This is a genomic window from Chloroflexota bacterium, from assembly GCA_018829775.1.
Taxonomy (GTDB): Bacteria; Chloroflexota; Dehalococcoidia; order Dehalococcoidales; family RBG-16-60-22; genus E44-bin89.
The window spans coordinates 1-3,079 of the sequence record JAHJTL010000100.1 but is presented as its reverse complement, the minus strand read 5'-3'; the positions used below and the strand labels follow the sequence as shown (position 1 = coordinate 3,079).

The 3,079-nt window shown below is 51.6% G+C and carries 4 protein-coding genes; 3 read left to right on the top strand and 1 reads right to left on the bottom strand.

From position 1 onward, the window contains the following. Positions 1 to 451, bottom strand: a 451-nt coding sequence (locus KKD83_10105) for an IS21 family transposase (protein MBU2536499.1), incomplete at its 3' end; no start/stop codon positions are given. Between the two features lie 984 nt (positions 452 to 1,435). On the opposite strand from KKD83_10105, the gene KKD83_10100 reads away from it, so the two are divergent. The 3 genes from KKD83_10100 (at position 1,436) to KKD83_10090 (ending at position 3,018) form a co-directional block, all read left to right on the top strand. Beyond that, entirely contained in the window at positions 1,436 to 1,831 is a 396-nt protein-coding gene (locus tag KKD83_10100) for a hypothetical protein (GenBank protein MBU2536498.1), read from the top strand. Continuing rightward, entirely contained in the window at positions 1,832 to 2,671 is an 840-nt protein-coding gene (locus KKD83_10095; GenBank protein MBU2536497.1) for an alpha/beta hydrolase, read from the top strand. Between the two features lie 206 nt (positions 2,672 to 2,877). Then, on the top strand, positions 2,878 to 3,018 hold the full coding sequence (locus tag KKD83_10090; GenBank protein MBU2536496.1) for a hypothetical protein: 141 nt from the start codon (positions 2,878 to 2,880) through the stop codon (positions 3,016 to 3,018). Positions 3,019 to 3,079: the final 61 nt, after the last annotated feature.

The window sequence follows — 3,079 nt, the reverse complement described above, 5'->3', positions numbered from 1 at the left end:
GGGAGGGGGTGTATTTCTCTCCCATGCGCAGCAGCTTATAAGCCTGCCGCATCTTTGACCAGGGTGTAGGTCCAGAAAGGAGTTTATCGGCGAAGGCGCCTACGGCTTCCCCGAGCTTGGCGCTCTGCTGCCGCAGGTAGTTGGGGGAACGCATGGTGTAAGCGGTAAGCTCCGGGGGATAATCTTCCGGGTCTGTAGAGCGTCCGCCACGTGGCTTACGGGGGTGGACTTTCACTAGTTCCCCCCGACGATAGAGCCGCACCAGCTTGCTGTCACCCCTCACCTCCAGCTCTGTCCCCGGCGGGCAGGTGCTGTCGGGAGCCGAGTAGATGGCATAGCGGTAGTAGATGTGATGGTCTTGATGCACGGTAGCGGTATGCCAGTCAGGGACCTCGTAGGGCTCACCATCATAGGGCAGGAGTTTGGCTTTTTCCTCTTCCTGGAAGACCACCAGCCGTCTTCAAGCAGTGTGGCGAAGGCCAATAAGAAAGCTATAACGGAGACTACAGAGTTCTTCAGGGTCTTATTCCCTGTCCCGCTACCGAACTTTTTCACCATCTCACCAACCGCAGGATTCTATCGAGAAATTGGTAAAACTCAGCCCATAAATCTCAGATTTAGGCATGATTTTTATAGGTATCGGTTTAATCAGCAAAAAGAGAAAACGTTGAAAATCGAGGTTTTCGGTCTGGACCTGGGTCGTCAATGATAAATAAAAGCGTCATACGTAACTATTTCCAACGCTTTCCCCCGGCTTTTTCTCTAAACTTCGTGGACTTTAGGTAGTATTTCCCCGGCGAGATACAACCAAAATCCGTGGACCAGATACATCAATAAGTCACCGAAATAGCTACAACGAATCTTCTCCATAGACTTCGGGTGGAGGGGTGGAATAGGTTCAATAATGGTCTCAATTATAGTACTACGTTGAAAGGATAATTGGTCGTAACAGCTGATTAGAAAAATATCGAGTTCCGTGATTATTAAATCCCAATATAAAATATCCTTGTGAGCTACAACAGGCCGAAGAGGGGGGAGCTCCCCCTGACATACCCTGGATGAAGCTGAAAAACCGTCCTCGCCGTCTATGAAACATTACTTTTCTGAATTTACCAGTCAACGAGGAGTCGTCGTATCTATAAGAGAATCCTCACTGTCTTCCTCACCAGCAAATTCACTATTAGTGCCAAACTGATAACACGTCTGAATCCAACTTTCCGATGAAAAGTTCAGTCATCGTGCGGTGAGGGGGATCAGGTTGATTTGACCAAAATGTAGCTGCCTTTTCCCACCACGAGGTCGTGCTTCAAAGCGACAACAACCTGTGGTGATTAGTCAAGGTAGAGAAAGCCTGACAACTTGAGTTGACATTTATCAAGAAACAGATAGTATGATTTAACAGGTCGGAATAAAGCCTGAGATTGTTGGGAACATCATGTGGTGGCACCTTGCCGATATAGTGCTGGCAACGCACATCCTGCTCTGGCTGTTTTTAGGAGGGGGTGTGCCTTTCGCGGCTGTGGGCTGGATGCGCCACCGACGCAAAGTGACACTCGTTTTCTGGCCCACCATGGCCGTAACTTTGGTCAACATGGCGGTTCCCGGATGTATATTAAGCGACCTGGAGCGGTGGCTCCGTCAGATGGTGGTACCGGGATGGAGCCGCGAAATGTCTCTCGCCAGGACAGTGTCAGGAACAATTACTGGCTACCACCCGCCCGATGCTATATTCACCGCTCTGGGCATACTGCTTTTCTCTCTGGCTGTCTATGCCTTTGTGCGGTATCATGTGAGGGGTGTCATAGCATGGCTCCGACGAGACGATCGGTAAATGATGGTGAAGTTTCCAAAGCGGAGATTCGTTTCCCGGCTACTGATCTTCGGGCTTGCCCTGGCATTGCTGCTGGGGGTAGTTTATATCGGGATGATTGAGCATCATTTCATCTACTTTCCCCTGCCTGAACTGGAAGCGGATCCGTCAAACCTGGGACTGCCGTTTGAGGAGGTATATTTTGTTACACAAGACGGCGTTAAGCTCCACAGCTGGTTCGTGCCGGGGGAGAAAGACCTGGTCTGGCTATGGTGCCACGGGAATGCTGGCAACATCGGTCATCGCCTGGAAAACCTGGCGCTGCTCCATCGGGAGCTGGGTGTCAGCATCTTCCTCTTTGACTACCGTGGCTACGGGCGCAGCGAGGGAAAGCCTTCAGAGAAAGGCACCTATCTGGACGCCGAGGCTGCCCTTACCTACCTGCAATCCCGGGAGGACGTTGACGGTAGCCGGATTATTTACTTCGGTCGGTCGCTTGGAGCGGCCGTGGCTGTCGAACTGGCGACGCGGCAGCCGCCCGCCGCTCTCATACTGGAGTCGCCCTTTCCCTCCGTACCCTACATGGCCCGTCGCCTCTATCCCTACTTGCCGGTGTGGCCCTTGCTCCGCACCCGTTATGACTCTCTATCAAAGATGGAGCAGATAGATGTCCCCCTACTGGTGCTGCATGGGGATAGAGACGATATCGTCCCGCTGGAAGCCGGGCGTAAGCTCTTTGAGGCGGCCGGAGGCGATAAGTTGTTCTATACGATACGCGGCGCCGGGCACAATGACACTTACGCGGTGGGCGGTCAGGACTATTTCGACGAATTGCGCCGCTTTATCCAAGGACTGGACTAATGGATTACACGCGAATGAACATGTTATTCTTGGCTTGAAAGAGAAGGATATCCGAATTGCCAGCCACATAGAGGCAGTATTATTGCCCTACACTTCCTAAACGTTTGAGAGATGAACCGCAGCTGGCCAGGGTTTGGTAACCACTGTGACGTTTATCAGCTATGCTCTTAAACGGAGGGCAGACACCAGCGAGAGGCTTTTAGAGAATGAGCATCAGGCGTAAGCGGAGAAGAGCATCGGAACGCAGACTTGCTAAAATCACTAAGAGTACGCCGATTACAATCTGGACGATAATCATCATCGCCTTGGTAGCTCTGGCGATTGGACTGGCTCGGATCTTAAAATAGTCGCAGAGGCTCACGTAAGAGAAAGTACGCGGCAGCAATAATGGCAGGTTATTCTATGTTT

Excerpts from the sequence above, each read along its gene's own strand:
- KKD83_10095 (MBU2536497.1), top strand. The coding sequence starts at position 1,832 with ATGATGGTGAAGTTTCCAAAGCGGAGATTCGTTTCCCGGCTACTGATC.
- KKD83_10100 (MBU2536498.1), top strand. The coding sequence starts at position 1,436 with ATGTGGTGGCACCTTGCCGATATAGTGCTGGCAACGCACATCCTGCTC.
- KKD83_10090 (MBU2536496.1), top strand. The coding sequence starts at position 2,878 with ATGAGCATCAGGCGTAAGCGGAGAAGAGCATCGGAACGCAGACTTGCT.